Below are 3,844 nucleotides of genomic sequence, written 5' to 3'. Positions count from 1 at the left end.
CAAGAAGCTGCCGAAGATGCTGGCGCGTGCGCTTAAGATCCAAGCGGGGCTCATGCGGCCGGACGGTCAGCTCACCAATATGCAGATGCAGACCTTCGTGACACAGCCAAATGGAGCCGCGGAGGGCTTTGACGGCTATAACGGCGTCATGGCCTTTGCCGCCAACCAGCGGGACGAGGTGCGTGACCTGCACGATGTGGCAGGCGCGCTGGGCGCACAGCCGGGGATGAAGCAGCAGACCTTTGTAGCCGGTTTTTCCGCCGGAGCAGGTGCCAGCGCAGGCGGCATTGGATACAACGAATCAGTTGCTCCAACCCTCAAGGGCAGCCCCGGCGGGAACTGTATGCCCAGCATTCTCTGTATCAACGATCAGGGCGGGCAGATCATGGAGTGCAGTGAGAACGTCACCGGAACCCTGCGGGCACAGGAACACGGGCACCAGCCTCTGATCCTGCGTCCGACAGAACCCAAAGTTTATGAAAACCATGGCATTGACGGAAGATACACAGGGCCGCATGATGTAGCGCCCACCATGTCCGCTGCCTATGGAATGGGCGGAAACAACACTTCTCTTGTCGAGCAGAATGCGGGTGCCATCTGCATTGCCGGAAATATTGTAGACCGCCAGCCGGAGAACGGCGGCAACGGCCTTGGCTGTCAGGAGGATTTGGCGTACACCTTGACCGCCACAGACCGCCACGCGGTCTATAGCCGCCAGCGTGTGGATGACTTTCGGAGGAATGATGTGGTAAGTACCCAAAGCGCCCGTCAGTATAAGGACGCCACCGATCTCATTTGCCAACAGACAGAAGCCTATGCCTATCTCATTCGCCGCCTGACACCTTTAGAGTGTGAGCGGCTCCAGGGCTTTCCGGACGGCTGGACAGACATCCCCGGCGCGTCGGACAGTGCAAGGTACAAAGCTTTGGGCAACAGTGTGGCGATACCCTGTGTGGAGTTTATTATGTCGCGGATCGCCGCGGCCATGCGGGCGGCATAGCCTCTTTGTTGGTATCGCCGCTGTTTCGCGCCGCTTCTTCGTTGGCTTTGGTAATAGCTTTCGCACTTGCTTTCGGGTATCTTGGCTTTACCATTAAAAAGATCGGAGGAACTGCTATGGCAGAAAAAACGCGCAACCTCTGCGCTGAAATCCCCTTGGAGCTGCATACCAAAGTACGGCAGCGACAGGCGGAATCCGGCGAGACACTGAGCCGGTACATGACCGCGCTCATCACCAAATTTTATGAAATGGAGGACAACGCAAAGATGGACAAGGACAATGTGAGGACGGTGGCGTTTCAGGTGCCCACCGAGCTGTTTGAGCAGCTCAAGGCATACCTCAAGCGGAACGGCATCAAGCAGAACGCCTTCTTCCTGGACTGCATCCGGCAGGCGCTGGCAAAGGACGCCGGCGTTGGTGAAGAATAAGAAATACATCGCGCGAACCGCTGCTGAGATCTTCGGCAGCGGTTTCGCTTTGGAGGAACAAAATGTTTATTTACCCCGAAAACCTGAAAGCCAAGCCCATGCTGTGGCTCTGGCTGCTGCGGGACATCGCCGTGATTGGCATCGGCGCTTTGCTCTCTGTGCTGGCGCTGACCCAGGGTCTCGGCATGGGACTGCTGGTGGTCACGGTGCTGTACGCCTTTCTCACCATTCAGGTGGATGGCTCCAGCATTCTGGATTTCCTGCGCCGTGCCGCCTGTTTTCTCTTTCTGCGGCAGCAATATTATGAATGGAGGCTGGACCCATGAACCGAAAACAGAAAAAGGAGCTGCGCCAGCGGCAATCGACACGGCAGCTCATGGGCATCGTCCGCGTGACGCCCCACGGCGTCATGACAGATTCCGGAGAGCGGGTCTTTTTCCTGATCCAGCCGGACAACCTCTCCGTCCTGTCCCCGGAGGTCATCCGGGGCCGCGTCCGCTCCCTCACCATGCTTCTCAGCACCCAACCAACCTTGGAAATTCTGGCTCTGGACTCCCGCGAATCCTTCCAGCGGAACAAGGAATATTACCTGCGGCGCTTGGAGGAGGAAACGGAGCCTGCCGTGCGGGAGCTGTTAGAGCGGGACATGGCCCATTTGGACGCCATCCAGTTCTCCTCCGCCTCCTCCCGCAAATTTGTGCTGGTGCTCCCACTGGATGAAAAAGCCGGTACGGATGAAAGTGCGCTGCGGCAGTTGGAGAAAGCCATCTGCGACCACGGGCTCCGCGTGCGTCTGGCGGAGGAGCAGGATGTGAAGCGCCTGCTGGCGATCTACTACCGGCAGGATCTCACAACGGAGGTATTCCGTGATTTCGATGGAGAGGAGTATATGGCACATGGCTAAAAAGAAAACAAAACCGAAAAAGAAAGCGGCAGAGCAGGTACAGCGTCCGAAGGACTTTCTGGATATGATCGCGCCCGCGGCGATAAAATTCAACACCGACCATTTTATCCTCGGCAGCCGGTATCACACGGCGATGGCGCTGAAAAGCTACCCGCCCATGACGGATGAGCTGGCGCTGCTGCGGGGCCTTGGCGATATGGGCGGCGTCAATCTGCGCCTGACGGCACGGCAGGTCACACCCGCCGAGGAGGACGCCATCCTCCATGCCGCCACCAACAAAAGCCGCATGGAGCGGAGCAACACCAACGATTACAAGCAAAGCGTTACGGCGGAGGCCAACCTGCGGGATATGGCGGAGCTGCTGGCAAAGCAGCGGCAGGAAAAGGAGCCGCTCATCCACTGCGGCGTTTACTTGGACATTGCCGCCACGGATACGGAAAAGCTGCGCGCGGCGCGGGACACGGTATCCGCCCAACTGGTGCGCTCCCGCATGGGCGCCGATCCGCTGCTCCTGCGCCAGCGGGAGGGCTTTCTCTCCGCCAACCCCGCGGGCGGCAGCCAGCTTGCCAATTTTGCGGAGCGTGTCCTGCCTGCCAGGAGCGTTGCCAATCTGTACCCCATGAACTATTCCGGCAAAACCGATCCCAAGGGCTTCTTCATTGGCCGTGACCGCTTCGGCTCCAACATCATCGTGGACTTCGACCGCCGTGCCGCCGACAAGACCAACGCCAGCGCCCTCATCCTCGGCAATACCGGACAGGGCAAAAGTTATCTTCTGAAGCTCCTGCTCTGCAATGTGCGGGAGGCGGGCAAAAGCGTCATTTCATTGGACTCGGAACATGAGATGGAGGATGAATGCCGCGCCCTGGGCGGCTGCTTTTTGGACTACTTGAGCGGGCAGTACCGCATCAACCTGCTGGAGCCCCGCTGCTGGGACGATGGCAGCGGGCCGGATGATCCGGACGCCCCGGACGCTTTCCGGGGAACGCTGCTCTCCCAGCACATCTCCTTCCTGCGGGACGTGTTCCGTGTCTACAAGGGCTTTGACACGCCCCACATCGACACGTTGGAGCTGATGGTGGAAAGCCTATATAAAAAGTGGAACATCACCGACCGCACGGATTTTACCGGAATGCAGCCGACCGATTACCCCATCCTCTCCGACCTCTACAACGCCATTCAGGAAAGCTATGACCATTACGAGGCCGCAGACAGCCTCTACCCGCGGGAAATGCTGCGGGATCTGCTGCTGGGGCTCCATTCCATGTGCCGCGGCGCGGACGCCAGGTTCTTCAATGGGCATACCAATATTGACCGCTCCAAATTCCTTGTTTTTTGTGTCAAGGGACTGGATAACATGGCGGAAAATCTGCGGAACACGTTGCTGTTCAGTCTGCTGTCCTATATGTCGGATCAGCTTCTGACACTGGGTAATTCCGTGGCGGCCATTGATGAGCTGTACCTGTGGCTGTCCGATCCCACCGTCATCACCTACATCCGCAACGCGCTTAA

5 protein-coding genes are annotated in these 3,844 nt (G+C 58.4%); all 5 read left to right on the top strand.

Translation table 11 applies throughout. The features are described 5' to 3' along the window. Positions 1-1,000 (top strand): DNA cytosine methyltransferase (locus tag H8Z83_RS18715; protein WP_187016418.1); only part of this gene is annotated, 1,000 nt, incomplete at its 5' end. Between the two features lie 116 nt (positions 1,001-1,116). Continuing rightward, positions 1,117-1,428, top strand: coding sequence for a hypothetical protein (locus tag H8Z83_RS18710; protein ID WP_187016417.1), 312 nt, complete (start codon positions 1,117-1,119; stop codon positions 1,426-1,428). A 62-nt stretch (positions 1,429-1,490) separates the two neighbouring features. Next, positions 1,491-1,754, top strand: coding sequence for a hypothetical protein (locus tag H8Z83_RS18705; RefSeq protein ID WP_118603942.1), 264 nt, complete (start codon positions 1,491-1,493; stop codon positions 1,752-1,754). Then, positions 1,751-2,332, top strand: a complete 582-nt coding sequence (locus tag H8Z83_RS18700; RefSeq protein ID WP_187016416.1) for a hypothetical protein — start codon at positions 1,751-1,753, stop codon at positions 2,330-2,332. The genes H8Z83_RS18705 and H8Z83_RS18700 overlap by 4 nt, the downstream gene beginning before the upstream one ends. Beyond that, positions 2,325-3,844, top strand: a 1,520-nt coding sequence (locus tag H8Z83_RS18695) for a VirB4 family type IV secretion system protein (protein WP_187016415.1), incomplete at its 3' end; no start/stop codon positions are given. The genes H8Z83_RS18700 and H8Z83_RS18695, both read left to right, overlap by 8 nt.

The organism is Dysosmobacter segnis (genome assembly GCF_014297285.1).
GTDB lineage: Bacteria > Bacillota > Clostridia > Oscillospirales > Oscillospiraceae > Oscillibacter > Oscillibacter segnis.
Note: the sequence above shows the minus strand (reverse complement) of the source record. Positions and strands in the feature narration are given on the sequence as shown.